25 protein-coding genes are annotated in these 26997 nt (G+C 66.7%); 13 read left to right on the top strand and 12 right to left on the bottom strand.

Annotated elements, in window-relative coordinates; translation table 11 throughout:
• Nucleotides 1-32 precede the first annotated feature (32 nt).
• From S2M10_RS12885 to S2M10_RS12875, 3 genes are read left to right on the top strand one after another with little or no spacing between them, the layout of a single operon-like run.
• Complete coding sequence (locus tag S2M10_RS12885; protein ID WP_168846405.1) at nt 33-1652, top strand: sodium/sugar symporter; 1620 nt, start codon at nt 33-35, stop codon at nt 1650-1652.
• A complete protein-coding gene (locus S2M10_RS12880; protein WP_168846404.1) occupies nt 1643-2521 on the top strand; it encodes a 2-dehydro-3-deoxygalactonokinase in 879 nt (292 codons plus the stop codon). Before S2M10_RS12885 ends, S2M10_RS12880 begins: the two co-directional genes overlap by 10 nt.
• Nucleotides 2518-3141, top strand: a complete 624-nt coding sequence (locus tag S2M10_RS12875; protein ID WP_168846403.1) for a 2-dehydro-3-deoxy-6-phosphogalactonate aldolase — start codon at nt 2518-2520, stop codon at nt 3139-3141. Before S2M10_RS12880 ends, S2M10_RS12875 begins: the two co-directional genes overlap by 4 nt.
• A gap of 161 nt (nt 3142-3302) precedes the next feature.
• On the opposite strand, the gene S2M10_RS12870 is transcribed toward S2M10_RS12875, so the two are convergent.
• Genes S2M10_RS12870 through S2M10_RS12855 form a run of 4 tightly spaced genes read right to left on the bottom strand, consistent with a single transcriptional unit; the run spans nt 3303 to nt 5235 of the window.
• On the bottom strand, nt 3303-4355 hold the full coding sequence (locus S2M10_RS12870) for a ribonucleotide-diphosphate reductase subunit beta (RefSeq protein ID WP_168846402.1): 1053 nt from the start codon (nt 4353-4355) through the stop codon (nt 3303-3305).
• 15 nt (nt 4356-4370) lie between these two features.
• The gene (locus S2M10_RS12865) at nt 4371-4685 is read right to left on the bottom strand and encodes a hypothetical protein (RefSeq protein ID WP_168846401.1); all 315 of its coding nucleotides are present in this window, start codon (nt 4683-4685) and stop codon (nt 4371-4373) included.
• Entirely contained in the window at nt 4682-4903 is a 222-nt protein-coding gene (locus S2M10_RS12860; protein WP_168846400.1) for a hypothetical protein, read from the bottom strand. The genes S2M10_RS12865 and S2M10_RS12860 overlap by 4 nt, the downstream gene beginning before the upstream one ends.
• Nucleotides 4900-5235, bottom strand: coding sequence for a hypothetical protein (locus S2M10_RS12855; protein WP_168846399.1), 336 nt, complete (start codon nt 5233-5235; stop codon nt 4900-4902). The genes S2M10_RS12860 and S2M10_RS12855 overlap by 4 nt, the downstream gene beginning before the upstream one ends.
• A gap of 98 nt (nt 5236-5333) precedes the next feature.
• On the opposite strand from S2M10_RS12855, the gene S2M10_RS12850 reads away from it, so the two are divergent.
• Complete coding sequence (locus S2M10_RS12850) at nt 5334-5597, top strand: DUF2171 domain-containing protein (protein WP_168846398.1); 264 nt, start codon at nt 5334-5336, stop codon at nt 5595-5597.
• A gap of 170 nt (nt 5598-5767) precedes the next feature.
• On the opposite strand, the gene S2M10_RS12845 is transcribed toward S2M10_RS12850, so the two are convergent.
• The 3 genes from S2M10_RS12845 to S2M10_RS12835 form a co-directional block, all read right to left on the bottom strand.
• Nucleotides 5768-6130: a DUF559 domain-containing protein gene (locus tag S2M10_RS12845; RefSeq protein ID WP_168846554.1), complete on the bottom strand. Its 363-nt coding sequence runs from the start codon at nt 6128-6130 to the stop codon at nt 5768-5770.
• Nucleotides 6131-6293: 163 nt separating this feature from the next.
• Entirely contained in the window at nt 6294-8183 is a 1890-nt protein-coding gene (locus S2M10_RS12840; RefSeq protein WP_168846397.1) for a ribonucleoside-diphosphate reductase subunit alpha, read from the bottom strand.
• Between the two features lie 435 nt (nt 8184-8618).
• Entirely contained in the window at nt 8619-9500 is an 882-nt protein-coding gene (locus S2M10_RS12835) for an AraC family transcriptional regulator (protein WP_168846396.1), read from the bottom strand.
• 177 nt (nt 9501-9677) lie between these two features.
• On the opposite strand from S2M10_RS12835, the gene S2M10_RS12830 reads away from it, so the two are divergent.
• Nucleotides 9678-11210: an amidase gene (locus tag S2M10_RS12830; protein WP_282098052.1), complete on the top strand. Its 1533-nt coding sequence runs from the start codon at nt 9678-9680 to the stop codon at nt 11208-11210.
• 134 nt (nt 11211-11344) lie between these two features.
• Here S2M10_RS12830 and gpmA read toward each other — a convergent pair whose 3' ends face one another.
• On the bottom strand, nt 11345-12031 hold the full coding sequence (gene gpmA / locus S2M10_RS12825) for a 2,3-diphosphoglycerate-dependent phosphoglycerate mutase (protein ID WP_168846394.1): 687 nt from the start codon (nt 12029-12031) through the stop codon (nt 11345-11347).
• A 76-nt stretch (nt 12032-12107) separates the two neighbouring features.
• On the opposite strand from gpmA, the gene S2M10_RS12820 reads away from it, so the two are divergent.
• Together S2M10_RS12820 and S2M10_RS12815 are read left to right on the top strand one after the other, a co-directional pair.
• Nucleotides 12108-12833 carry a dienelactone hydrolase family protein gene (locus tag S2M10_RS12820; protein WP_168846393.1) on the top strand — a complete coding sequence of 242 codons (726 nt, stop codon included), beginning with the start codon at nt 12108-12110 and terminating at the stop codon, nt 12831-12833.
• 1 nt (nt 12834) lies between these two features.
• A complete protein-coding gene (locus S2M10_RS12815; RefSeq protein ID WP_247650798.1) occupies nt 12835-13938 on the top strand; it encodes an FUSC family protein in 1104 nt (367 codons plus the stop codon).
• A gap of 24 nt (nt 13939-13962) precedes the next feature.
• Here S2M10_RS12815 and S2M10_RS12810 read toward each other — a convergent pair whose 3' ends face one another.
• From S2M10_RS12810 to ligA, 4 genes are all read right to left on the bottom strand, one after another.
• Complete coding sequence (locus S2M10_RS12810; RefSeq protein WP_168846392.1) at nt 13963-14766, bottom strand: response regulator; 804 nt, start codon at nt 14764-14766, stop codon at nt 13963-13965.
• Complete coding sequence (locus tag S2M10_RS12805) at nt 14763-15902, bottom strand: histidine kinase (protein ID WP_348770596.1); 1140 nt, start codon at nt 15900-15902, stop codon at nt 14763-14765. Before S2M10_RS12805 ends, S2M10_RS12810 begins: the two co-directional genes overlap by 4 nt.
• 90 nt (nt 15903-15992) lie before the next feature.
• Nucleotides 15993-19250 (bottom strand): TonB-dependent receptor, encoded by a 3258-nt coding sequence (locus tag S2M10_RS12800; protein ID WP_168846391.1) that lies wholly within the window; start codon nt 19248-19250, stop codon nt 15993-15995.
• Nucleotides 19251-19393: 143 nt separating this feature from the next.
• Entirely contained in the window at nt 19394-21520 is a 2127-nt protein-coding gene (gene ligA, locus S2M10_RS12795; RefSeq protein WP_168846390.1) for an NAD-dependent DNA ligase LigA, read from the bottom strand.
• Nucleotides 21521-21598: 78 nt separating this feature from the next.
• On the opposite strand from ligA, the gene S2M10_RS12790 reads away from it, so the two are divergent.
• The 6 genes from S2M10_RS12790 to S2M10_RS12765 all read left to right on the top strand — a co-directional run bounded on the left by S2M10_RS12790 (nt 21599) and on the right by S2M10_RS12765 (nt 26779).
• A complete protein-coding gene (locus S2M10_RS12790) occupies nt 21599-22747 on the top strand; it encodes an MBL fold metallo-hydrolase (RefSeq protein ID WP_247650797.1) in 1149 nt (382 codons plus the stop codon).
• A gap of 57 nt (nt 22748-22804) precedes the next feature.
• Nucleotides 22805-23260 carry a hypothetical protein gene (locus S2M10_RS12785; RefSeq protein ID WP_168846389.1) on the top strand — a complete coding sequence of 152 codons (456 nt, stop codon included), beginning with the start codon at nt 22805-22807 and terminating at the stop codon, nt 23258-23260.
• A gap of 90 nt (nt 23261-23350) precedes the next feature.
• Entirely contained in the window at nt 23351-23959 is a 609-nt protein-coding gene (locus tag S2M10_RS12780; RefSeq protein ID WP_247650796.1) for a PEPxxWA-CTERM sorting domain-containing protein, read from the top strand.
• Between the two features lie 57 nt (nt 23960-24016).
• Nucleotides 24017-26212: an excinuclease ABC subunit UvrB gene (gene uvrB / locus S2M10_RS12775; protein ID WP_168846388.1), complete on the top strand. Its 2196-nt coding sequence runs from the start codon at nt 24017-24019 to the stop codon at nt 26210-26212.
• A gap of 82 nt (nt 26213-26294) precedes the next feature.
• Nucleotides 26295-26549 carry a type II toxin-antitoxin system HicA family toxin gene (locus tag S2M10_RS12770; RefSeq protein ID WP_168846387.1) on the top strand — a complete coding sequence of 85 codons (255 nt, stop codon included), beginning with the start codon at nt 26295-26297 and terminating at the stop codon, nt 26547-26549.
• The gene (locus tag S2M10_RS12765) at nt 26546-26779 is read left to right on the top strand and encodes a type II toxin-antitoxin system HicB family antitoxin (protein ID WP_168846386.1); all 234 of its coding nucleotides are present in this window, start codon (nt 26546-26548) and stop codon (nt 26777-26779) included. Before S2M10_RS12770 ends, S2M10_RS12765 begins: the two co-directional genes overlap by 4 nt.
• Nucleotides 26780-26997 lie beyond the last annotated feature (218 nt).

Here is a 26997-nt window from a genome sequence, read left to right as displayed (position 1 = left end):
AGCCGCTCGCGCCGCGGCCGGCAGGAGTGGGCATGAGTCTTTCCAACATCGATCTGGTCGTGGTGATCGCCTATGCGATCGGCATCTTCGGCCTCGCGCAATGGGTGAGCCGCGACAAGGCCGGCGCCACCAAGGATTCGAGCGATTACTTCCTCGCCTCGAAGAACCTGCCCTGGTGGGCGATCGGCGCCTCGCTGATCGCGGCGAACATCTCGGCCGAACAGATCGTCGGCATGTCCGGCTCGGGCTATGCGATCGGCCTTGCCATCGCGTCCTATGAATGGATGGCGGCGCTGACGCTGCTGATCGTCGGCAAGTTCTTCCTGCCGATCTTCCTGCGCAACGAAATCTACACGATGCCGCAGTTCCTGGAGCAGCGCTTCGGGCCGACGATCCGCACGGTGATGGCCGTGTTCTGGCTGATCCTGTACGTGTTCGTGAACCTCACCTCGATCATCTGGCTGGGTTCGATCGCGGTCACCCAGGTGGCGGGGGTCAATCAGGACGTGGCGCTGATCGGCCTCGGTGCCTTCGCGTTGCTCTACCAGCTGCGCGGCGGCCTCAAGGCGGTGGCGCTGACCGACATCGTCCAGGTGACGCTGCTGGTGCTGGGCGGACTGGTCGTCGCCTATCTGACGCTGACCAAGATCGGCGGCGATAGCGGCGTGATCGGCGGGTTCCAGGAACTGACGCGGCGCGTGCCCGACCATTTCGACATGATCCTCTCGCCCGACAATCCGCACTACAAGGATCTGCCCGGCATCGCCGTGCTGGTCGGCGGCATGTGGATCGCCAACCTGAGCTACTGGGGCTTCAACCAGTATATCATCCAGCGCGCGCTCGCGGCGAAAAGCCTGGCCGAGGCGCAGCGCGGCGTGGTGTTCGCCGGTTTCCTGAAGCTGCTGATGCCGGTCGTCATCGTGCTGCCGGGCATCGCCGCGGTGGTGCTGGCACCCAATCTCGCCAAGCCCGACCAGGCCTATCCGACGATGATGGCGCTGCTGCCCACCGGGCTGCTCGGCCTCGTCTTCGCGGCGCTGATCGCGGCGATCATCGCGTCCACCGCGTCCAAGATCAACTCGATCGCGACGATCTTCACGCTCGACATCTACGCCAAGCTCAAGGGCGTGCAGAGCCGCGCTGAGGATGGCGACGACAAGGCGGGCTATGAAACGCATCTGGTGCGCGTCGGCCGGATCGCCGCGGTGGTGTCGATCATCCTCGCAATGTTCACCGCGCGGCCGCTGCTCGGCAGCCTCGACCAGGCCTTCCAGTATATCCAGGAATTCTCGGGCTTCGTGACGCCGGGCATCACCGTCATCTTCCTGCTCGGCCTGTTCTGGCCGCGCGCTACCGAGGCGGGTGCGCTGGTCGGCGCGGTCGCTTCGGTGGTGCTCAGCTTCGTCTTCTGGTTCCCGGCGAAGTGGGGTGGGATCGAAGCGCTGAACGCGGTGCCGTTCATCAACCGCATGGGCATCGTCTTCCTCGCCTCGCTGGCGCTGGCGGTGATCGTCTCGCTGGCCCGTCCCGCGGCAGGGGGCAGCAACCGCATCCGCATGGAAGGCGTGCGCTTCCACACCACCACCGGCTTCAACATTGCCGCCGTGGTGATCATCCTCATCCTGATCGGGCTGTACGCGACATGGTGGTAAGCTTCTCGGGCGCCTTTCTCGCGGTCGACTGGGGCACGACCAATCGCCGCGTGTTCGTGATCGAGAACGGCGCCGTCACCCATACCGAGCGCGACGACAAGGGCGTCACCTCGGTCACCGACTTCGCCGCCGAGGCCGCCGGCATTCGCGCGCGCCACGGCGACCTGCCGCTGCTGATGGCGGGCATGGTTGGCGCCAATATCGGCTGGGCGCCGGCGCCCTATGTCGCGGCCCCGGCGGGCATCCCCGAGCTGGCGGCCGGACTGCTCTGGGTCGAGGAACGCGGCGCGATCGTGCCCGGCGTCTCGACGCTGGTCACCGGCCGGCCGGACGTGATGCGCGGCGAGGAAGTCCAGCTGCTCGGCGCGGTGCGGGCAGGACTGGCGCCCGCCGACGCGCTGCTCGTTCAGCCGGGCACGCATTGCAAATGGGTCGAGATGGTGGATGGCCGCATCGCCGACTTCACCACCGCGATGACCGGCGAGCTGTTCGCGACGCTGCGCAAGCACGGCCTGCTCGCCGCCCAGCTCGGCGGCGATGTGGCGGTGGGGCCGGCCTTTCTCGAAGGCGTGGAGGAGGGGCGCAAGCGCGACCTAGCCGCCTCGCTGTTCGGCATCCGCGCCGCCAAGATGCTGGGCGTGCGCGACGATGCCGATGCAGCAGCCTTTGCCAGCGGCCTGCTGATTGGCAGCGACGTCGCCGCGCGGCTCGCGCATGCCGGGCACGACATCGTCCACATCCTGGCCGACCCGATGCTGGGCGGCCTATATGCCGCCGCGATCGGTGCGCAGGGTCGCGAGGCGGTCATCGCCAGCAGCCATGATGCGTTCGTCGCGGGGATCCTCGCACTTGCGGAGCAGATTGCATGAGCCACATCGCCGAATTCGACGCCGCCTTCGCCCGTTGCCCGCTGATCGCGATCTTGCGGGGCGTGAAGCCCGACGAGGTCGAGGCGATCGGCGACGAGCTGGTCGCGGCCGGCTTCACCCTGATCGAAGTGCCGATGAATTCGCCCGAGCCGCTGGAAAGCGTGTCGCGCTTGGCCAAGCGCTTCGCCGGGCGGGCGGTGATCGGCGCGGGCACGGTTCTGCGCGTCGAGCAGGTGCAGGCCGTAGCCGATGCCGGCGGCACGATGATCATCTCGCCCAACGCGAACCTCGACGTGATCCGCGCGAGCGCGGCGGCGGGGCTGGTCTCGCTGCCGGGAATCATGACGCCGAGCGAGGCCTTCGCGGCGCTCGATGCGGGCGCGACCGCGCTCAAGCTGTTCCCGGCCGAGGCGGCAAGCCCGACGGTGCTCAAGGCAATGCGCGCGGTGCTGACCGAGGCGCGGATCCTGCCGGTGGGCGGCGTTGCGCCGGACAACATGGCGCCGTGGATCGCCGCCGGCGCGCCTGGCTTCGGCCTGGGTTCGGCGCTCTACAAGGCGGGGATGAGCGCCGAGCAGGTCGGCGCCAATGCGCGGGCGTTCATCGCCGCACTGGGGTGAGCTATGGGGCGTAGGCGGTGGGTCCGCTTGCGCCCCGGCGAAAGCCGGGATCCATTCGCCTCTCGCTTTCGGCAGGAGCCGGCACCTTAGACCCCAATGGATCCCGGCTTTCGCCGGGATGACCAAGGGAGGGGAGGGCCGGCCTTCGCTGCCGGCCCGTCTTACTCCGCCGCGATTCCCGCCTTGGCGAACATGTCGCCTTCAATCGCGTCTTCGTTGGCGATCGTGCTGGTCTTGGCTTGGCGGCGCTTGTCGAAGCTGTCCCACACTTCGTTCCACTGGCCGCGCGTCGCCGCCTTCGAATATTCGGTCGCGCGCGTCTCGAAGAAATTGGCGTGCTCGACGCCGTTGAGCAGCGGGGCGAGCCAGGGCAGCGGATGCTCGTCGATCATGTAGATCGGCTTCAGGCCCAGCTGGCCCAGGCGCCAGTCGGCGATGAAGCGGACGTACTTCTTGATGTCCTTCGGCGTCATGCCGTTCACCGGGCCCATTTCGAACACCAGGTCGATGAACGCGTCCTCGATGCGGACGGTCTTCTGGCACATGTCGAGAATGTCGTCGCGCACGCTCGGGGTCAGGCAGTTCCGCTCCTTCGTGAAGGTGTGGAACAGCTTGATGATGCCTTCGCAGTGCAGGCTCTCGTCGCGCACCGACCAGCTGACGATCTGGCCCATGCCTTTCATTTTGTTGAAGCGCGGGAAGTTCATCAGCATCGCGAAGCTGGCGAACAGCTGCAGCCCCTCGGTGAAGCCGCCGAACATCGCCAGCGTCTTGGCGATATCCTCGTCGGTATCGACGCCGAAGGTGGCGAGATAGTCGTGCTTGTCCTTCATCTCCTTGTACTGGAGGAAGGCGCTGTACTCGGTCTCGGGCATGCCGATCGTGTCGAGCAGATGGCTGTACGCCGCGATGTGCACCGTTTCCATGTTGGAGAAGGCGGTGAGCATCATCTTGACCTCGGTCGGCTTGAACACGCGGCCATATTTCTCGTGGTAGCAATCCTGCACTTCCACGTCGGCCTGGGTGAAGAAGCGGAAGATCTGCGTCAGCAGGTTGCGCTCGTGATCGGTCAGCTTCTGCGCCCAGTCGCGGCAATCCTCGCCCAGCGGCACTTCTTCCGGCAGCCAGTGGACCTGCTGCTGGCGCTTCCAATATTCATAGGCCCAGGGATATTCGAAGGGCTTGTAGGTCTTGCGGGCTTCGAGAAGCGACATCTGGGGTACTCCGGATCAGAACAATTTTTGGATGGCAAAGAGTAGAAGTGCTGCCCATGCAATCAGCAGCAATGCTCCTTGAACGCGAATGGTGCGATATGACTGGCCATCAGCAACCTCATGACTTCGGTGGGGCGTGACAAGAAGTCGAAGGGCCTCAAAAATCCCGTGGAATGCGACGGCGACATATCCCCAGTGCAGGATATTGTCTTTGAGGGGCAGCATGCTGAGTAGCCCCAAAACGAAAAGAGCAATGATCAGCTTCAGGGCAAACCAGTGCTTGCCGGTAGCTTGATAGCCGCTGCGCTCAAGTTGGACGGTTTCTCTCACGCCACGCCTCCCGCGCTTGCAAAGGCCAGCGCGAAGCCGGTGAGGAACAGGCCGAGCGCGACCAGCATCATGCCGCCGATCCGCAGCGCATAGGTCGCCGGCTCGCTTGGCCGGATGCGCAGCAGCCCGCGCGCCGCCGAGGGGCGGAGGAGGACGATCAGTCCTGCCGTGCCCGAAGCGATGCCGAGGCCGGCCTGAAGGGCGAGGGTACGGGTCATTGGTCGATCACCCGTCCGCGGACGGTCTTCATGCCATCGCGCACGACGATGCGCTCGCGATAGACGACCCTGCGGCCACCCTGCGCGCCGACGCCCAGGAACACCACGCCGATGAAGAAGCCGAAATCATACCAGCCGCCATTGTTCGGCACTGCATAGACCGCGACGTCCGGGAAGAGCAGCGACAGCCCCCAGGCGACGGGGAAGATGAAGCCGTGCCACAGCCCGAGCAGGAATCCCGGGGCCTGCGGGGCAACCGCGCTCGGCACCTGGTGCGCGCAGGCGGCGAGCAGGACGAGGGCGGCGAGGGCGGTGGCGGCGCGGATCTTCATGCGGCTATCCCTGCGTATGGCAGACGTCCCTTGGGCCAGCGTGCATCGTTTCGCGACCGCGTGCGTTCGGTGCGCGAACCCCAAGTAGGAGAAGACCCATGGCAGATCTGAGCGCAATCCAGGAGCATATGGAAGTCATCGGCGCCGACGGCGTCCATGTCGGCACCGTCGACCATGTCGATGGCGACCGCATCAAGCTGACCAAGAAGGACTCGGGCGCCCAGATCGAAGGCGCCGAAGGCAGCCATGAAGGGCACCACCACTATCTCCCCGGCGGCCTGGTCGCCGAGGTCGAGGGCGACAAGGTGCGCCTGTCGGCCAACGCCGATGTGGCGGTCGAGCTGTTCGAAGAAGAGGCTTGAGGTGATGGGGTGGGGGGCGGCGTGGCCACCCTCACCCCTCCCATGTGCTGACGCACGCGGGCCCCTCCCCTCTCCCATTGGGAGAGGGGCGCGAGCGTCGCCCCATTGTCCCTCTCCCCTTGGGAGAGGGAAGGAGCCGCGAAGCGGCGGGAGGGTGAGGGTGGCACGTGTCACTGATCCGCACCCTCCAAATGGCGCGCGACCTCGGCGAGCACGCCGTCGGTATTGCCCAGCACCTCGTGATTCCAGAAGCGCAGCACCCGATACCCCTCGCCCTCGATGAAGCGCGTGCGGGCTGCATCATATTCCGCGGCCTCCGCATGCTGGCCGCCATCGACCTCGATCACGAGATTTTCCGAAAAACAGAGGAAATCGACCCGATAGGGGCCGATCGGCGCCTGGAAGCGCCACTTACGACCCGGAAGCCCCTCCCGCAGTGCGCGGCGCAGGCGCTTCTCGGCATCCGTCGGAGAGCGTCGGAGTGCGCGGAGCTGGTCTACCGTGCCGGCGGGCTGGTTCTGGTAGAGGCGCATCACCCTCACCCCTCCCACGCGCTGGCGCGCGCGGGCCCCTCCCCTCTCCCAAGGGGAGAGGGGGTTTTGCGCCGCTCCACGGTCCCTCTCCCCTTGGGAGAGGGAAGGAGCCGCGAAGCGGCGGGAGGGTGAGGGTGTATCACCGCCGCCACCATGCTTCAGATCACTGGCACGCCAGGCATTCGTCGTAATCCGTGCTTTCGCCCAGATCGAACTTCGGCTTCTCGATCGTGTTGTCGGCCTCGACCCCGCCCGCGAAGCCGGCGCGCTGCACCGACTTCGAGCGCAGATAGTAGAGCGACTTGATGCCCAGCTCCCAGGCGCGGAAATGGAGCATCAGCAGGTCCCACTTCTCCACGTCCGCCGGGATGAACAGGTTGAGCGACTGCGCCTGGTCGATGAACGGCGCGCGATCGCCCGCCAGTTCCAGGATCCAGCGCTGGTCGATCTCGAAGCTGGTCTTGTACGTGTCCTTCTCTTCCGGCGTCAGGAAGTCGAGGTGCTGGACCGAGCCGCCCTGTTCGAGGATCGAATTCCACACCGCGTCGGAATTCTTCGACTTCTCCTTGAGCAGCTTCTCCAGATACGGGTTGCGCACCGAGAAGGAGCCGCTGAGCGTCTTGTGGGTGTAGATATTGGCCGGGATCGGCTCGATGCAGGCGCTGGTGCCGCCGCAGATGATCGAGATCGACGCGGTCGGCGCGATCGCCATCTTGCAGCTGAAGCGCTCCATCACGCCCATGTCGGCGGCATCCGGGCAGGGCCCGCGCTCGACCGCCAGCGCCATCGAGGCTTCGTTCACCTGTGCGCTGACATGCTTGAAGATGCGCAGGTTCCAGCTCTTCGCCATCGCGCCTTCGAACGGGATGCCGCGGGCCTGGAGGAAGCTGTGGAAACCCATCACGCCCAGGCCGACCGAACGCTCGCGCGCCGCCGAATAGCGGGCACGGGCCATCTCGTCGGGCGCGCGCTCGATATAGTCGGTCAGCACGTTGTCGAGGAAGCGCATCACGTCCTCGATGAACAGCTTGTCCTTGTTCCACTCGTCCCAGGTTTCGAGGTTGAGCGAGGACAGGCAGCACACCGCGGTGCGGTCGTTGCCGAGATGGTCGCGGCCGGTGGGGAGCGTGATCTCCGAGCACAGGTTCGAGGTCGAGACCTTGAGGCCAAGATCGCGGTGGTGCTTGGGCATGGTCGAGTTCACGTGATCCGAGAACACGATATACGGCTCGCCGGTGGCGAGGCGGGTCTCGACCAGCTTCTGGAAGAGCGCGCGCGCGTCCACCGTCGAGCGGACCGAGCCGTCCTTGGGGCTCTTCAGCTGCCATTCGCGGCCGTCGCGCACCGCTTCCATGAAGGCGTCGGGGATCAGCACGCCGTGGTGCAGGTTGAGCGCCTTGCGGTTGAAGTCGCCCGAGGGCTTGCGGATCTCGAGGAACTCCTCGATCTCGGGGTGCGAGATGTCGAGATAGCAGGCGGCCGAGCCGCGGCGCAGCGAGCCCTGCGAGATCGCCAGCGTCAGCGAATCCATCACGCGGACGAAGGGGATGATGCCGCTGGTCTTGCCGTTGAGGCCCACCGGCTCGCCGATGCCGCGCACGCTGCCCCAATAGGTGCCGATCCCGCCGCCGCGCGAGGCGAGCCAGACATTCTCGTTCCAGGTCTGGACGATGCCGTCCAGGCTGTCCGGCACCGAGTTGAGATAGCAGCTGATCGGCAGGCCGCGGCCCGTGCCACCGTTCGACAGCACCGGGGTAGCCGGCATGAACCACAGCTTGGAGATATAGTCGTACAGCCGCTGCGCGTGCGCCTGGTCGTCGGCATAGGCCGACGCGACGCGGACGAACAGGTCCTGATAGCTTTCGCCGGGGAGCAGATAGCGGTCCTTCAGCGTCTCCTTGCCGAAATCGGTGAGCAGCGCGTCGCGCGCATGATCGACCTCGACCGGATAGGGCTGCGGCACGATCGCCTTGCTGTCGAGCGCCTTGGTGGCGGGGGCGGCTTCGATGGTGGCGGTCTCGTTCACGCTGGTCTCACTATCTCTGAATTCCATCACTCGGACCCCTGTCTTCTGCCTTACGCAACAACCGACTCGGGGCACGGTAGCGATCGTAGCACCAGCCGGATTGCGCGAGAACAAAAAGTGTCCATCGGCCCGGTCCCCGGCACGAATCTACCCTCACCGCACTTGGGGATGCGGGCGATGGGTTACCAGTGCTTGGGTTTGCCCCTTGGTGCGACCACTACAGATTGTGCCAATCCGAGTCCGGGCACAAGAGCCCAAATGAAATCGGAATGCAACGGCTCATCGCTGAAATGACTCGGCTCATGGCGCGTGCCGAGCAGGGCGAAAGGCGCGACGCGCGGTCTTTCCTAGCCTTCCAAAAAGGCAAGGGAACGAACGCGGAACTGCAAATAAATTTTGGGGGATGAATCGCCGCCGCCACAACCGCTGGTAGCTGTGGCGGCGCAAGCTGCACCATGGGCGCTATCGGAGCGGCAGATAGAGCTCGGTCACCGCCGCATGCTCGGGCACGTCGGGGAAGAAGGCGACCCGCCGTGCGAAGAGCGGAAAGTCGCCGGGTTCCTCGCCGCTTTCCGGCAGCCAGTCGCGGTAGAGGCACAGCGCGGCGGGCTCGAGATCGTCGGCCTGGCCGACCACCCGCAGCATCGCGCAGCGGCTTGCCGGGATCAGGCCCGGTTCGATCCCGTGGGCGGCGTCCGCCACCGGATGCGCCACCCCGGCGCACAGGTCGATGCGATAGTCCTCGGGCGGCGTGGTGCGCGGGTCGGTGTGGAAGATGGTGTAGGTGGCGCTGGCCGGCGGGCGGTGGCCGCTCGCCTTGCGCCAGGCGATGAAGCGGCGGATCGTGTCGCCGAGATGGGCGCGGTCGCCGCGATGCGTGCGGAATGCTACCGGGGTGGCGGGGAAATCCAGAATGGTCACGTCGTCGGGCGTGAATCGGGTCTGCATCGTCTGGCTCCTTGCTTGGGTGAGCGGCGCGAGCGCCGCGTGCCAGGGGTGCCAGTCCGGCGCCGCGCGAAACTGCGAGGGCGCCTGGCCGAAGCGCTGGCGGAAGGCCCGGGCGAACGCCTCGGGCGCTTCATAGCCGGCGTCGAGCGCGATGCCGGTCACGGACTCGCCCGGGCGATAGGCGAGGCGATAGGACGCCCGCTTCATCCGCACGAGCTGGACGTAGCGGTGCACCGACAGGCCGAACAGCGCGCTGAACTGGCGGTGGAAATGATGCTTCGAAAAGGCCGCGACGCCCGCCAGCGTCTCGAGGTCGAGGGGCTCGTCGGCATGCGCGTCGACATGGTCGAGCACGCGCTGCATCCGGGCATGGTAGCGGGCAAGCGGCGTCTGCATCTTTTCCTCCGTGGCGACGCCTTCCTAGGGGGTCGGCGCGGGGGTCCGCCCGACCGATCTTGCGCAATGTTCCGGTGGTCAGGATTGCGCTTCGACCGCGCCACGGTAGGCTGCGGAGAAAGCGGACAAAAGGGGGATGCGATGCGGCATTGGGGTGTTGGGGTAATAGCGCTGGCGATGGCCAGCCCGGCGATGGCGCAGGTGCGGGTGGAGGAAGTGCCGGCCACGCGCATTGCCGCCGATCTCGCCGCGGGCAAGACGAGCAGCGCGGCGGTGACCGCCGCCTATCTCGCCCGCATCGCCGCGATGGACCAGAAGGGCCCGACGCTGCGCTCGGTGATCGCGGTAAGCCCTGATGCGCTCGCCCAGGCGCGCGCCAGCGATGCGCGGCGCAAGGCGGGCAAGGCGCTGGGGCCGCTCGATGGCGTGCCGGTGCTGATCAAGGACAATATCGAGACCAGGGAACTGCCGACCACCGCCGGCAGCCTCGCGCTAAAGGCCAATCATACGGGTCGCGACGCCCCGGTGGTGGCGCAGCTGCGCGCGGGCGGCGCGGTGATCCTCGGCAAGACCAACCTCAGCGAATGGGCGAACATCCGTTCGGACCATTCGATGAGCGGCTGGAGCGCCGTCGGCGGGCTGGTGCGCAATCCCTATGCGCTCGATCGCACCAGCTGCGGCTCGTCGAGCGGGTCGGGCGCGGCGGCAGCGGCAAGCCTCGCGGCGGTGGCGGTTGGGACCGAGACCGACGGCTCGGTGGTCTGCCCCTCGGCGATGAACGGGCTGGTGGGATTGAAGCCGACGCTCGGGCTGGTGAGCCGGACGCATGTCGTGCCAATCAGCCACAGCCAGGATACGCCGGGGCCGATGGGGCGCAGCGTGGCCGATGTCGCGCTGCTCTTCTCGGCGATGGTCGGCGAGGATCCCGCCGATGCGGCGACCAAGGGCGCTAATGCTTATCGCAAGGACTATACGGCAGATCTCGCCGCCGACGCGCTGAAGGGCATGCGGATCGGCTATTGGCGACCCGAGATGGCGGACGACCTGGGGGCGCGCTTCGACAAGGCGCTGGACGATTTGCGTGCGGCAGGCGCGACCTTGGTAGAGGTAAAGCTGCCCAAGCTAGACGGCCTGGGCGAGGCCGAGGGGCTGGTGCTCTATACCGAGCTCAAGGCCGATCTCGCCGACTATCTGGCGACCACGCCGGCGGCGGTGCAGGTGCGGACGCTGGCCGATGCGATCGCGTTCAACAAGGCGCATGCGGCCGAGGAGATGGCGTTCTTCGGGCAGGAGACCTTCCTCAAGGCCGAGGCGACCAAGGGCCTCGAAGATCCCGACTATAAGGCGGCGCGGGCCAAGTCGCAGCGCTTGGCGGGGCCGGAGGGGATCGACGCGATGCTCAAGGCGGCGGGCGCGGAGCTGCTGGTGACGCCGACCTATGGCACGCCCTGGCTCAGCGATCCCGCGCATGGCGACCAATTCGTCGGGCCCTCGGCGAGCGAGCTGCCTGCCGTGTCGGGCTACCCGCACCTCACGGTGCCGATGGGGCTGGTGGATGGCTTGCCTGCCGGGCTGTCGTTCATCGGCACGGCCTATGCGGACGGGCTGCTGCTGCGCGCGGGCTATGCGTATGAGCAGGCGAGCAAGGCGCGGGTGGCGCCGCAGTACCGCGCGACGATCCCGGCGGATCTGGGGCCGCGCGGGCGGTGAGTTCGGCATACTAAGCCCCTCCTCCTTGGAGGAGGGGTTGGGGGTGGAGGGATTCCAGAACGCCTGTTGGTCTCGGTGAGACACGGCCCCACCCCAACCCCTCCCCTGAAGGGGAGGGGCTTAGAAGTTAGAAATCACCGCTCGCTGAGATAATAGCGCTCGACTTCCTTCAGGTCGCCGTCGAGCTCGTACACGATCGGCTGGCCGGTCGGGATTTCCAGGCTGACGATCTCGTCGTCCGGGATCCCCGACAAATGCTTCACCAGCGCGCGCAGCGAGTTGCCGTGCGCCGCGATCAGCACGCGCTTGCCGGCCTTCAGATCCGGGGCGATGCGCTGCTCCCAATAGGGCAGCACGCGGGCGATGGTGTCCTTCAGGCTTTCGGTCTGCGGGATCGGGATGCCGGCGTAGCGCGGGTCCTGGCCCAGGTCCCAGGGCGAGCCCGCCTCGGGGAGCGGCGGCGGCACGTCGAAGCTGCGGCGCCAGATCTTCACCTGCGCGTCACCATGCTTGGCGGCGGTCTCCGCCTTGTCGAGGCCAGTCAGCCCGCCATAGTGGCGCTCGTTGAGGCGCCAGTCCTTCTCTTCGGGCAGCCAGAGGCGGTCCATCGCCTCCAGCGCCAGGTGCAGCGTCTTGATCGCACGGCTCTGGAAGCTGGTGAAGCACTGGTCGAAGTCGAGGCCCTTCTCCTTCATCAGCGCGCCGGCGGCAGTGGCTTCGCGCACGCCCTGCTCGGTCAGGTCGACATCCCACCAGCCGGTGAAGCGGTTTTCCAGGTTCCAGGCCGACTGGCCGTGGCGGATCAGGACGAGCGTGGGCATGGGCGATCTCCTTGTAACTGCGCACTGCCGTCCTTAGCGGAAGGGGCGACGGGGACAAGCGCAGGAGACGACACGCATGGCATTGGATCGACAGACGCTGGTCTATGAGGGCCCCGGCGGCCCGTTCGAAGGCACCGCGGTGTGGGACGAAAGCCTGGGCGGAGCCCGGCCGGGGGTGCTGGTGCTGCCCAACGTGCTCGGCGCCAAGCAGGCCGATGTCGACAAGGCCGAGGATCTCGCGCGGCTGGGCTATGTCGTGCTGGTCGCGGATGTCTTTGGCCAGGGCAAGCGCACCGCGATGACCGATCCCGGCTATGCCCGCTACATGGACGCGCTCAACGCCGATCGCGCGTTGCTGCGCGACCGGCTGGCGGCCTCGCTCGATGCGCTGGCCGGGCTGGCGCCGGTCGATGGTGCGCGACTGGCGGCGATCGGCTTCTGTTTCGGCGGCAAGTGCGTGCTCGACATGGCGCGCGCGGGGCTGCCGATCCTGGGCGGCGTCTCGTTCCACGGCGTCTATGACCGGCCGGACCTGCCGGCCGCGGCGCCGATCACCGCCAAGCTGCTGGTCTGCCATGGCTGGGACGATCCGCTGTGCCCGCCCGAGGCGACGGTGGGGCTGGCGCAGGAACTGACCGAACGCGGCGCGGACTGGCAGCTCCACGCCTATGGCCATGCCGGCCATGCCTTCACCGATCGGAGCCGCGTCCAGAGCAAGAATCCGGCGATCGCCTTCGAGCCCAGGGCGGACCGCCGCAGCTGGCAGGCGATGACCAACTTCCTCGCCGAACTGTTCGGATGAGATGAACCGCCTGCGCACCACCTGGAAAGCCGTGCTGGGGCGCGTCACGCCCCGCACCGTCGATGCCGCCGAATGCGTCGTCTCGGTGCTGCTGGCGATCCTGGTTGCGCATGCGATCGGCGGCGACAACGTCGCCTGGGCGGCGTTCGCCGGCTATATGGTGATGCGCGGGCGGGCCGCCGAGACGGCCGTGCGCGGGCTGCTGCGGATCGTCGGCACCATCAGCGGCGGGGCGCTAGCGCTGCTGCTGGCACCGCTGGTCGCGACCAGCTGGGCGGGCAGTGCGCTGGCGGTGCTGACGATCGGCACGCTCAGCATCTACCGCGCGCTTACGGCGCGGCGGGCCTATGCCTGGCTGTACTTCGGGCTCACCTTCGCGATGGTGCTGCTCGACAAGATCGACGCGCCCGCCATCGCGCTTGGCCAATTCGTCGAGACCCGCATCCTCGAAACGGTGGCGGGCACGCTCGCCAGCATGGCGGTCAGCATCGCCTCGGCGCTGACCCTCCGCCGCCGCTGGCCGGCCGCGCCGACGCCCCCCTCGGCCGTGGCGCTGTGGCATCCGGCCGCCTTGTATCATGCCGGGCAGGCGGGCGTCGCGCTGGCGCTGCTGGCCGGCCTGACGCACGCCTTCGCGCTCCCGGCGCTGGCGCAGAGCGCGGTCGCGGTGATGTCGGTGATGCGGGTGCCCGTCAACGACCTCGGCGCCGGCGGGCTGGTGCCGGTGAGCGTACGGCTGGCGCAGCGCTTCCTCGGCTGTCTCGTGGGAGCGGCGCTCTCCGCCCTGTGCCTGCTCGCCGCGCAGGGGCAGGCGGCGATACTCGTCGCGTGGACGATGCTCGGGGTTGCGACCGGACGGATGATCGAGAACGGGACGCACAGCTATCGCTATGTCGGCACCCAGTTCACCCTGGCGGTGCTGGTGATGCTGGTGCCGGACAGCTATGCCGATGGCGACATGATGCCGGGCGTCCGGCGGCTGATGGCGGTGCTGATCGGCATGGCAATCCTCGAGCCGGTGCTGCTCGCTGCCCATCGGCTGGCGCCGCGCGGGGCGGCGCCGGTAGCCGGGGGCACGCGGCAGGAGGATCCGGGCGGCGCCTGACGCGGCCGCCCGGACCCGCGTCGCTCAGTGGACGAAGCGCGCCACCACGTCGCGATAGGAGCGCGACACCTTCACCTGCGCGCCCGAATTGAGCACCAGGAAACATTCGCCATTGGTGTGCGGCTTGACCTGGCGGACCAGATCCAGATTGACGATCGTCGAGCGATGGACGCGCTGGAAGCGGCGCGGATCGAGCCGCTTTTCCAAATCCTTCATCGTCTCGCGCAGGATCAGCGTGTTGTCGCCGGTGTAGATGCACATGTAATCGCCGGCCGCGTCGATCCGCTCGATCGTGTCGACGTCGACGCGGAAGATCTGGCCGCGATCCTTGATGTTGATCAGCTTCTCGAAGCGGCTGGAGGCCGGCTCGGTGCCGTCGCCGGCGGCAATGTCGTCCACTGCATCCGGCGCCACTTCGGCGAGCACTTCCTTCAGCTTTTCGACTTCCTCCACCCCGCGCTTCTCGGTGAGGCGCTGGCGGACGCGGTCCAACGTGTCGGCGAGCCGCGACGGCTCCACCGGCTTCATCAGGTAATCGACCGCCTGGGCCTCGAAGGCGCGGATGGCGTGGTCGGAATAGGCGGTGACGAAGACGAAGAGCGGCGGCTCGACTTCCATCAAGCCCTGGATCACCGAGAACCCGTCGAACCCCGGCATCTGGATGTCGAGGAAAACGAGGTCGGGCTTGTGCGTCTTGATCGATCGGATGGCTTCGCGGCCATTGGAGCATTTGTCGATGATTTCGACATCCTCATGCTCCTGCAGCCGGAGCTCGAGCCCCTGAATCGCCAGGGATTCGTCGTCAACGAGGATGGTACGGATGGTCATGCGGCCTCTCGGTTCGGTTCCTCAAGCTGGAACGGTATCTCGATCTCAACGCTGAAACCTTCCCCAGGTTTCGTTCGCGTCTCGAAACGATGGTCAGGCCCGAAAGCCTGCACCAGCCGTTCCCGAATATTGGCGAGCCCCACGCCGGTGGAGAGCGTCGGCCTCGGACGCGCTTCGATCAATCCCGGACCCGTATCGGACACGGCGATCTGCACCCTATCGCCGGTGAGCCGAGCCGAGACGATGATGTCGGCGCCGTCCTCCTGCGTGCTGACGGCATATTTGATCGCGTTTTCGACCAGGGGCTGGAGCAGCAGCGACGGCAGCCGGCCCTTGGCGACGCGCGGATCGAGGTCGAAATGCATGCGCAGCCGCTCGTCGAAGCGCATCTTCTCGATCTCGAGATAGAGCTTCAGCGTCTCGATCTCCTGCGCCAGCGTCACGTGCGCGGTCGGCTCGTTGGCCAGCGTATAGCGCAGGAAGGAGGAGAGGCGCGACAGCATGATGTTCGCCTTCTCGGTCTGCTTGAGCAGCACCAGCGTCGAGATCGAGTTGAGCGTGTTGAACAGGAAATGCGGGTTGAGCTGGTAGCGCAGCATCGCCAGCTGGGCGCTGGACGCCTGGTTCTCCAGGATCTGCATCTGATCGATCTGCTGCTCGACGATCAGGTAGAAGTTGATCCCGAAATAGAGCGCCGACCAGCCCGCCAGCACCGTGAAGGTGAGGAAGCTGTAGCCGATCACGCGCGCGACGGTGATCCCCGCTTCGGCGGCGGTGAACGAATAGGTGAAGGCCTCCAGCACCGCATAGATCAGCGTCGCCGCCCCCAGCGTGGCGAGGGTGAGCAGCACCGCCGGGATGCGTGGCAGCCGGCGATAGAAGCCGTAGAGCGCCGAGAGCAGCAGCGTCAGGCAATAGCCGACGATCGCCTCGATGATCGCCTTGATCAGTCCCTCGACCGAAAATCCGTTCGAGATCGAAGAGACCGAGCGCAGCAGCAGATAGCCGCTCCAGCCGGTTGCCTGGAGAATCCAGAAGGCCCGGCCCTTGTCTTCGAAGAAGGGACGCGAAAACAGATCGGGCTTGGAAAGGCCCAGGGTCCTGGTGCTGGTCTGCGGAAGCGAAGTCTTTGCCACGTCGCGCCTGTACCATCGGCGCGGCGAGGGGGCAAAAAAAATGCCGGGCGCGCAGGGCGCCCGGCATTCTCGAAAGGTCGGTCGTGCCGCTTAGAAGGTGAAGCGGGCGCCGATGCGGATCGCGTAGAACGAGCCGTTGAAGTTGACCGCGGCGTCGTTGGGCGCCTGGTAGCTGGAGTACTGGTACTTGGCGCAGCCATTGGCCGGGTTGGCCGCCGTGCCGATCGCGGTGCCCGCCGGCACCACGGCGCCGGCCGAAGTGACGCAGTTCACGGTGACGACCGAAGCCGCGTAGGGGAAGCCGAACTGGCGCAGGCCGCCCCAGTTCTTGTTCAGCAGGTTCGGCAGGTTGTTGATGTCCGCGAACACCGACAGGCGCGAACGGCCCACGAAGGTCGGGATTTCCTGCTCCAGGTGGATGTCGATCTGCGTGAAGGCGCGGTTGCGGGCGATGTTCTTCGGCGCGATCTGTCCGCGATAGTTCTTCAGCGCGCTGTTGTCGATCAGCGCCTCGAGCGCCGTCTTGGTTGCCTCGCTGTCGTACTGGACGATCGCGTCGGTGCCCGACTGCGGCACGTACAGCAGGTTGGTGTTGGTGGTGCCGCCGGTGAGGACGGTACCGAACACGCCGGTGCGGTTCGCCGCCGAGTCGCGCATCGTGTAGCTGTACGGACGTCCCGCGCGGGTTTCGCCGAACAGCTGGATCACGGTGCGATAGTCGCCGAAGAAGGCATGATCGAAGCCGATGTTATACTTGTACGACCACTTGATCTGATCGCTGGAGGTGCCGAGGACCGGGAAGTTCGGATCGGCGAAGAACTGGTTGCGATAGTTCGAGTTGATCGTCGACGAGGTGGCGTTGCCGACGTCGCGGACGTCCTGGAGCGTGTAGCTGCCGCCGAACGACAGACCCCAGTCGAACCGCTTGTCGAAGCGGACGACACCGATGTGCGAGCGGCCCTTGTGCGCGCTGGTGACGAGGATGTCGTAGTTGTTGTCGCTGAAGCCCAGCAGGCCGTTGTAGCGCGGACGGCCGTCCGGCAGCGTGCCCACCACCACCGAGCGCGCATCGACGAAGATCGGCGTGTCGAGCGTGTTCGAATAGTAATAGTCGGCGCCGAAGTTGAAGCCGAACAGGGTCAGGTCACCCGACAGCGTCGCCTTGAGCGAACGCGGCAGGTGGAAGTCCGGTGCGATCGCGCCGGTGTTGGTGCGCGGCAGCGAGGTGCTGCCCGTCACGTTGGTCGCGGCGGTGACGAGCGCGGCCGGCGCGTTGCCGGTGACGTTGTTCAGCGCGATGTCGCAGAGCGAGCCCGCGGTGTTGCAGGTCGCGTCGCGCTGGATGGTCAGCGAGTTGGTGGTGATCGTGTTCGAGAAGCTGTTCGACAGATAGATGTCGGGCGAACCGCCGCCGAAGATGCCGGCACCGCCGCGGAAGCTGTAGGGCTTGCTCGCGGGCTTGTACTCGAAGCTCAGGCGCGGCTCGAACTGATCGAGACCCTTGTAGGTCTTGAGGTTCGAGAAGCCGTAGCGCTGAGTGAAGTACGGGTTCAGCGTTGGGACGTCGCGCATGCCGTACATGGTGTAGCGCACGCCGGCGGTGACACGCAGTGCGTCCGTTACCTGCCAGTCATCCTGCGCGCCCAGCGTGTAGACGGTGTAGTTGAAATCCGCCGCGGCGTTGTCGCCGCCGCCGAGGATGCCGGTATAGCTGACGCTGTTCGCACGGCGCGCCTGGAAGTCGGCGACCGAGTCGAAGTACCAGCTGCCCAGGCTGTTCTGCACGAAGTTGTTGAACGTGCGGTTCTGGGTGACGTCGATCAGCGCACGGAGTTCGTGGTTGCCGGTCTGGTAGCGGGTCGCGAACGAGCCGGACCAGGTGTCGTAGAACAGCACGTTGGTCTGGCGGAAATTGTCCGGACCGAAATAGACGGTCGGGCGCGCCGTGGTGCACGAGGTCGTCGAACCGGCCGAGACGGCGTCATAGCAAACGCCCAGCTGGCCGTTGGGACGCCCGCCGAACGGCTCCTGGCCGCGGCGCGTCCAGCGATAGATCAGGCGCGCTTCGGTCGAGAAGTTGCTGGTCCAGTCGGAGTTCAGCTGCAGGATGCCGGCGCGGAGCAGCTCGCTCAGCGCATAGGCGTTGGTGCTGAGGCCGTAGGTGGTGCTGGACGTGCTGGTGTTGTTCTGGCTGCCCTGCACGTTGTACGAATTCACGTACGAGAAGGACAGCTTCTGGCCCGTCATCACGTTCCAGTCGATGCGGCCGACGATCTTCTCGTCCGTGCGCTCGTTGATCGACAGCGAGGTGCCCGGCTCGATGCTGTAGGTGTTCTTCGCGATCGCGCTGATGTCGTTGATCGCGGAGGTGAGGAGCGCGGGGCTGGCGTACGACGACACCTGGGTCGAATAGGGACGCGGATCGGTGTTGCGCTCGCCCGAGACCATGAAGAACAGGCGATCCTTGAGGATCGGGCCGCTCAGCGTGGCGCCATAGGTTTCCGACTTGAACTTCGGGCGGTTGAACACGGTGTTACCGATGCGGGTGCCGCTCAGGCCGTCGGTGTTCTGCGAATAGAAGCCGGTGCCGTGGAATTCGTTGGTGCCCGACTTGAGGACGGTATCGATCGCGCCGCCCTGGAAGCCGCTCTGGCGGAAGTCATACGGGGCGACCGAGACCGAGACCTGGGCGAGCGCGTCGAAGGGCACCGGGCCGCGGATGTTCGGGCTGGCGTCCTGGTTGAGGCCGAAGGTGTCGCCGACGGTGACGCCGTTGATGGTGAAGCGGTTGAAGCGCGGGTTGACGCCGGCGAACGAGATCGCGCCGCCGCGCTCACCATTGTTCGAGATGTCGGCTGCGGCGAACGGGTCGCGGCGCTGAATGTCGCGGATGTCGCGGTTGACCGAGGCGACCTTGCTGATCTGGATCGCGTCGAGGACGGTCGACGGACCGTTCGAGGTGATGCCGGCGCCCCGGATGGTCGAGGCGGTTACGACGATCTCCGAGCCCGAATCTGCCGTCCCGGCCAGCTCGATCGGCAGTGCATAGGCCTGCTGGACGAGCGTGTAGATGTCGGTGACGGTCTGGTTGCCGGCCGAGCTGGTCACTTCGACGGTGTAAGGACCGCCGGTACGGAGGCCGGCGACGGTGAAGTTGCCCTGGGCGTCCGTCTTCGCCTGCGAACGCGTGCCCGACGGCACGTGGATGGTGACGATGGTGGCGTCGCCGACCGGCGCGCCGTTGGCGGTCACCGTGCCGCGAATCGTCGAGGTGGTTTCCTGCGCGTGTGCCGCGATCGGAAGAAGCAGCGCGGCAGCGGCCACGCCTGCAAGATAGTGCGTTCGCATCGAGAGTTCCCTTTTTTAGCCTGTGGCTACCAGTCGTGGCGTTGGATGCCATCTGTCTGGCTGCCCCCTGCTCGGATTTCTTTGCGAAATTGTGACACTGAACGCCCGGTTAATGATCGGCTATGGTGCGTTGCAAAAAGGCATCACTCGGAAGCGCTTACGATCGCCAGCCAATCCGCCTCGCTGATGACCCGGACTCCCAGGTCCGCCGCCTTTTTTAATTTCGACCCTGCGCCGGGGCCGGCGATGACCAGATCCGTCTTCGCCGAAACCGAGCCCGACACGCGTGCGCCCAAGCGTTCGGCCTGTGCCTTCGCCTCGTCACGGCTCACGGCCTCCAGCGTGCCGGTGAAGACCAGTGTCTTGCCGGTGACGGCCGAGTCGCGCGATTCGACCACGAAGGGCGGCGGCGTCACTTCTTCCAGCAGGTCGGACCAGACGACGCGGTTGTGCTGCTCGTGGAAGAAGTCCGCCAGCGCATGTCCCACCGCGGCGCCGACATTCTCCACGCCGATCCGCTCGGCGATCACCTTGTCCAGCCGGGCGCGGTGCCTGGCCTCGGTCTCGCCGAGCTGGGGCGGGGTCGTGTCGCGCAATGCGATCAGCTCGTCGGCCAGCGCCTCCAGCGCGGGCAGGGTGACGTAGCGCTTGAGCAGGTCGCGCGCGGTAATCGCGCCGATGTGGCGGATGCCGAGGCCGAACAGCAGCCGGGCGGCGTCGGGCGCGCGCTTCGCCTCGATTGCGGCGAGCAGGCCGTCGACCGACTTCTCCTGCCAGCCCTCGCGACCGAGCAGCTGGTCGCGGTGGCGCGCGAGGCGGAAGATGTCGGCAGGCTCGGCGATCCAGCCCAAATCGAGCAGCTCGACCAGCGTCTTCTCGCCCAGCCCGTCGATATCGAGCGCGCCGCGGCTGACGAAATGCTTCAAGCGCTCCAGCCGCTGCGCCGGGCAGATCAGCCCGCCGGTGCAGCGCACATCGACTTCGCCTTCCTCCGCCACCGCCTCGGAGGCGCAGATCGGGCAATGGCTGGGGAAGTGCCAGTCGGGTCGCGGCTCGTCGCGCGTGAGGTTCTCGACGATCTGCGGGATCACGTCGCCGGCACGCTGGAGCACGACGCGGTCGCCGGGGCGGACGCCCAGCCGCGCAATCTCGTCGGCATTGTGCAGCGTTGCGTTGCTGACGACGACGCCGCCCACCGTCACCGGCTCCAGCCGCGCGACGGGGGTCAGCTTCCCGGTGCGGCCGACCTGGATGTCGATCGCCTGCAGCGTGGTCTGGGCGCGTTCGGCCGGAAACTTGTGCGCGAGGCCCCAGCGCGGGGCGCGGCCGACATAGCCGAGCCGCTCCTGCCAATCGAGGCGGTCGACCTTGTAGACCACGCCGTCGATGTCGAAGCCCAGATCGGCGCGGTGCGTCTCGATCGCGCGATACTGGGCGAGGGCGTCCGCCAGGGTGGGCGCGCGGACGAACAGATCGGAGACCGGAAAGCCCCAGGCACGGATGCGGTCGATCGCGTCATACTGCCGGTCGGCGAGCGGTTCGCTGAGCTCGCCCCAGCCCCAGGCGAGGAAGCGCAGCGGCCGCGTCGCGGTGACGGCGGAGTCCTTCTGGCGCAGCGAGCCGGCGGCGGCGTTGCGCGGATTGGCGAACTGGCGGGCTTCCTTGCCGGTCTCCTCGGCCTCGGCGAGCAGCCGGGCGTTGAGCGCCGCGAAATCGGCCTTCGCCATATAGACCTCGCCGCGCACCTCGCAAACCGGCGGCGCGCCTTGGATGCGCTGCGGTATGTCCGGGATCGTGCGGACATTGGGCGTCACGTCCTCGCCGATCCGGCCGTCGCCGCGGGTGAGCGCCTGGACCAGCGCGCCATCCTCATAGCGCAGCGAGCAGGACAGGCCGTCGATCTTGGGCTCGGCCGTCAGTTCCACCGGCGCATCGTCGGGCAGCTTCAGAAAGCGGCGAACACGGCCGAGAAATTCGGCGATGTCCTCGTCCGAAAAGCCGTTGTCGAGGCTGAACATCTGCCGTGCATGCGCCACCTTGGCGAGCGGTCCCGAGGGGGTCGCGCCGATCTGGCGCCCGGGTGAATCGGCGCGGACCAGCTCGGGGAAGGCGGCTTCGATCGCGGCGTTGCGACGGACCAGCGCGTCGAAATCCGCATCGCTGATCTCGGGCGCGTCGGCATCGTGATAGCGGCGGTTGTGGTGCGCGATCTCGACGGCGAGCTTTTCCAGCTCGGCGGCGGCTTCATCGGGCGTGCGGGGCAGCGTCATGGGGGTGCGCTAGGGGATCGGGGCGGTTGATCGCAAGGGGCTTTGCGGCCATCACCCGCGCCCATGCGTATTGCGACCATGGTCAAGGCACTTGTTGGAATCCTGCTCTGGATCGTGGTGGCGTTGTGCCTGCTCCTCACGCTGGTGCCGCCGTTCCTCGATCGCATCTATTACGAGGGCGGCGAGACCGCGCATTTCGATGGGCAGCATTTCGCCAATCCCGATGGCGAAACCGCGCCGGCACCGGCGCTGGGCTTCGCTTTCCTCGCGCACCGCATCGCCAGCGCGAACCGCCAGCCGCCCTGGCCGGCCAGCGTGGCCGTTCGCCAATCGCGGCCACCCGCGCGCGTGGACGGGCAGGGGATGCGGGTCACCTGGATCGGCCATGCGAGCGTGCTGATCCAGACGCAGGGCCTCAACATCCTCACCGATCCGGTGTGGAGCGATGTCGCCGGGCCGTTCGGCATCGGGCCCAAGCGCGTTGCCGTGCCGGGAGTTCCGCTCGCCGACCTGCCGAGGATCGACCTGATCGTCGTCAGCCATAACCATTATGACCATCTCGACAAGGCCACGCTCAAGGCGCTGTGGCAGCGCGATCGGCCGCTGGTCGTGACGGGATTGGGCAACGACAGTGTGATCGGACAGGCGGGCGTGCCGGCGCGCGGGCTCGACTGGGGGCAACGGCTGACGCTCCGGCCGGGCATCGACGTGGTTGTCACGCGCAATCACCATTGGAGCAGCCGCTGGTTCGCCGATCGCAACCGCGCGCTCTGGTCGAGCTTCGTGGTGACGCTGCCGGGCGGCAACCTGTTCTTTGCCGGCGATACCGGCTGGGGCGACGGCAAGTGGCCGGTCGAAGCCGCGGCGCTGGGGCCGGTGCGCTTCGCCGCCATTCCCGTCGGCGCCTTCCGCTTCAAGCCAGGGCAGATGGCGGCCGACGCGCATATCGGCCCGCGCGACGCGATCCGGGTGTGGGACGGACTCGGCCGGCCCTGGGCGCTGCCGATCCATTGGGGCACGTTCCGGCTCTCATGGGAAGCCTATCGTACCCCGCCGGACATGCTCGCGGCGATGCTGCGCTGTGGCCGCACCGATCCCGCCCGCTTCGCCGAGCACGCGATCGGGCAGGGGTTCGACGTGCCGGCGATCGGTGCACCGCCGTCGGCACCGAACGACGACGGCATCGCGAGGTGTCGCGCCGAAGGCCGGTTCGACCGCTTCCGCTGAGCTTGAGCCGCCTCCGCCTGCACCGTACAGGGGCAGCAGCGAAGGGGCGGACAGGACATGGGCAGCGGGGCGGCGCGCGGGTACGAGACGAGCATCGGGCGGCTCGGCAAGGCGCTTGCCATCGGGAGCGTGCTCGGCGGCCTGCTGGTGCTGCTGCTGCTGATCGGGGCCGGCCAGCGATCGGTGGCGGTGCTGTTCGCCGGGCTGGGGCTCGGCAGCCTCTTCGTTGCCATCGCACTCGTGGCGGTCGGCGGCCCGGTCTGGCTGTTCCTCCATGCGCTGGGACTGCGCCGCGGACGCTATGCCGCGCTCGTCACCGGGCTGCTCGGTCTGGGCCTGTACGCGGGCGTGCAGGGCTACGGCGCCGGCGTGCCGACCATCGCACCGATCGACACGCGGGGCTGGCTGGTCGGGCTGGCGCTCAAGGCCGGCCAGACGCTCGTCGTCGCTTCGATCGCCGCTGGTATCGGCCTGGCGATGTGGCGGATCGCCTATCGGACCTCCGAATCCTGATTTTAGACTCCGGTACAATCCTTTAGGCGTCGATCTATACACCGCATTCATGGTAAATGCATGCCCTCGACAAAGTAGAGAGGGGAAATCATGCGGGGATTGCTTGCGTCGTTCGCGGCGGCATGGATGGTGCTGCCGATGACCGCCCATGGTGCGGAAATCGTTACTTTCACGCCGCTCGCCACTGCCGGCTATCAGGCATTCGGCAAGAGCTACAGCGAGAAGGGGCTGACCTTCAAGATGATCGGTCCGTTCGGCTTCTTCGGCTGGGGCACCGGCAACCCGGCCAATGCGGATCCCGGCGGCGCGACGCTCATGCCGTCTTCCTACGGTGATCTGGTGATCAGCAGTACGCAGGGGACGGCCTTCGATCTGTTGCACTTCGATATTGCCGATCTGATGAATCGAGGAGATACCGGACCGATCCTCTACGACTATGAAAGCTTGAGCGGATCGGGCCACGGGCAGATCGATCTCAATGCTACCGCGGGTCTGCAGGCGGTTTCGCTCAACCTCAGCGATCTGAAGCGTTTCACCATCTCGGTCGGCGCGCCCTTCATCCAGCTCGACAATGTGGCCTTCGCGCTGACCGCCAGCCCGGTGCCCGAGCCGCGCAGCTGGGCGCTGCTGATCGGCGGCGTGGCAATGGCCGGCGGTGCCCTACGGCGGCGCCGCGCGGGGCGGCCGGCGCACGCCTGAACGAAAGGGCGAGGGGCGCGGCTTTTCAGGCAGGCCGCGCCTCCCCATATTCGGCGCATGGCGATCCAGATCCGGACCAACCTTGCCGAGCCCGAGACGGGGCAGGCGTTCATCCCCCACCGCCCGCAGCGCCCGGAAAAGGCGGAGGGCGGCAAGAAGTTCAAGCTGGTTTCCGAATACCAGCCCTCGGGCGACCAGCGCTTCGCGATTCCGGAGCTGGTGGAGCAGGCGCGTGCCGGCGAGCGCGACCAGGTGCTGCTCGGCGTCACCGGATCGGGCAAGACCTACACCATGGCCAAGGTGATCGAGGAACTGCAGCGCCCTGCGCTGATCCTCGCGCCGAACAAGATCCTCGCCGCGCAGCTGTACGGGGAGTTCAAGAACTTCTTCCCCGAGAACGCGGTCGAATATTTCGTCAGCTATTACGATTACTACCAGCCCGAGGCCTATGTGCCGCGGTCCGACACGTACATCGAGAAGGAAAGCTCGATCAACGAGGCGATCGACCGGATGCGCCACGCCGCGACCCGATCGCTGCTGGAGCGCGACGACGTGATCATCGTCGCCTCGGTCTCGTGCCTCTACGGTATCGGCTCGGTCGAGACCTATTCGGCGATGATTTTCGACCTGAAGAAGGGCCAGGTGGTCGACCAGCGCGAGATCATCCGCAAGCTGGTCGCCCTCCAGTACAAGCGCAACGACGCCGCCTTCGGGCGCGGCGCCTTCCGCGTGCGCGGCGACAATCTGGAGCTGTTCCCCTCGCACTATGAGGATACCGCCTGGCGGATCAGCTTCTTCGGCGACGAGATCGAGGAGATCGTCGAGTTCGATCCGCTGACCGGCAAGAAGGTGGCGAGCCTCGATTATGTCCGCGTCTATGCCAACAGCCACTATGTTACGCCGGGGCCGACGTTGAAGCAGGCGATGGAGGCGATCCGCCACGAGCTGACCGAGCGGCTCAAGGAACTTGAGGCCGAGGGCAAGCTGCTCGAGCTGCAGAGGCTGGAACAGCGCACCAATTTCGACCTGGAGATGATCGCGGCGACCGGCTCTTGCGCGGGCATCGAGAATTACAGCCGCTTCCTCACCGGCCGCCTGCCCGGCGAGCCGCCGCCCACGCTGTTCGAATATCTGCCCGAGAACGCGCTGCTCTTCGTCGACGAGAGCCACCAGACGATCGGCCAGATCAACGGCATGTCGCGCGGCGACCACAAGCGGAAGCTCACGCTCGCCGAGTACGGCTTCCGCCTGCCGAGCGCGATCGACAACCGGCCGCTGCGCTTCAACGAATGGGACGCGATGCGGCCGCAGACCACCTATGTCTCGGCCACCCCCGGCGACTGGGAAATGGAGCGCACCGGCGGCGTGTTCGTCGAGCAGGTGATCCGCCCCACCGGGCTGATCGATCCGCCGGTGGAGATCAAGCCGGTCGAGGAGCAGGTGCAGGACCTGATCCAGGAGTGCAAGGCGACGGCGGCGAAGGGCTATCGCACGCTGGTGACGACGCTCACCAAGCGCATGGCCGAGGACCTGACCGAATATATGCACGAGGCGGGCGTGAAGGTCCGCTACATGCACTCGGACACCGAGACGCTGGAGCGCATCGAGCTGATCCGCGATCTGCGGATGGGCGTGTACGACGTGCTGATCGGCATCAACCTGCTGCGCGAGGGGCTCGACATCCCCGAATGCGGGCTGGTGGCGATCCTCGATGCCGACAAGGAAGGCTTTCTGCGCTCCGAGACCTCGCTGATCCAGACGATCGGCCGCGCCGCGCGCAATGTCGAGGGGCGGGTGATCCTCTATGCCGATCGCATGACCGGCAGCATGGAACGCGCGTTGGCCGAAACGGGGCGCCGCCGCGAGAAGCAGATGGCGTATAATGCCGAGCACGGCATCACCCCGGCGACGGTCAAGAAGAATATCGGCGACATCATCGCCCATGTTGCCTCGAAGGACGGCGTGACGGTGGAGATCGATGCCGATCGTCCGCACATGGTCGGCCACAATCTGCGCGGCTATATCGAGGAGCTCGAGAAGAAGATGCGCGACGCGGCGGCGAACCTCGAGTTTGAAGAAGCCGGCCGCCTGCGCGACGAGATCCGCGCGCTGGAGGCGGAGGAGCTTGGGCTGCCCGAGAGCGAGCGCAAGGCGCCGGTGATGGGGCGGAGCAACGAGGGCAAGCCGGGCACGCGGAAGACGCGGTTTGGCAAGCAGACCAAGACGAAGTTCGGCGGCCCGCGGCGGGGGTAGGTGATGCGAACGCTTTCGCTCTCGCTTTTTGCGCAGGTTCAGCATTATTGAGTGACTCGCCTATTTGACGAGTGAGCGAACCATGGTCCGCATCTCTAAGCTTTATGCGCAGTTACTCAACGATCCGCGTGGGTCTGTTGCATTCCGCGACTTCGAGCGCCTGCTTGAAGCGTTCGGCTTCCGCCTCGATCGCACCAAGGGCAGCCATCGCCAATATGTTCATCCGGCGGCGCCGTTTGTGCTCACAGTCCAGCCGGACGGCAAAGACGCCAAGCGCTATCAGGTGCGCCAGTTTCTTGATATGGTCGCAGAGTTCGGATTGAGTATGGAAGAATGAACGCGCCGCATTACCACATCAATCTGCTCTGGTCGGACGAGGATGGGTGCTGGATCGCCGACGTTCCGGACCTGCGCTATTGCACGACCCATGGCGACACGCCCGAGGCCGCGCTCGCCAATGTGCGGGAGGCCATTGCCGGTTGGCTGGAGACCGCGGCGGCAAACGGCATGCCGATCCCCGAGCCGCGATACCGCCCCTCGATCTATGCAGCGCGCTTCGCCGCCTGAGGTCCGCCCCAAGCGATTGATTTAATCGCTTCGTTGGGTGACACTTCTCCCATCCGGGCACGCCGGACCGACGATGGAGAGGGTGAGATGCGCGCAAGCGGCATGGCGGCAGGCATTGCGATGGCGGCGCTGTGCGCCTGTGGCGGCGGCGGATCCGCTGGCGGGACGGTAACGGCGCCGCCACAGGCGCACAGCGCCGCCATCGCAATGCCTGCCGC

It is taken from the genome of Sphingomonas sp. S2M10, from assembly GCF_012650175.1.
Classification (GTDB): domain Bacteria; phylum Pseudomonadota; class Alphaproteobacteria; order Sphingomonadales; family Sphingomonadaceae; genus Sphingomonas.
This window is presented reverse-complemented; position numbering and strand designations above follow the sequence as displayed.